1 pseudogene is annotated in these 357 nt (G+C 63.0%); it reads left to right on the plus strand.

Annotation, left to right across the window (positions count from 1 at the left end):
* Window positions 1-357: pseudogene (locus ACOJB8_RS41265) on the plus strand (manganese transporter); the annotation flags it as partial.

Here is a 357-nt window from a genome sequence, read left to right on the forward strand (position 1 = left end):
TGCTGCCGAGCGCAACGGTGTTCCTGTTGCTGCTCTGTAATGACAAGGCGGTGCTCGGCCCGTGGGTGAATTCGAAGAAGCTGAACGTGTTCACGGGTGCAGTGATTGCTGTGCTCGTCGTGCTGTCGATCATCCTGACGGCGGCCACCGTGTTTCCGGATATCAGCGGCGCGGCGATCGTCAAGATTCTCGTGGGCGGATGTGGAATTGCCGTGGCCGTGTACGCCGCGGTGGAACTCTCGCGCAAGTCACGCGGCGCGAATGTCACCCAGGATGCGTTGCCGCTCAACAAGCCAGCGCTCAAGGAGTTGCGCAACACGTGGCGCATGGCGCCGCTCGAAGACCTGCCGGCGCCGC

It is taken from the genome of Paraburkholderia sp. BR10141 (assembly GCF_056155635.1).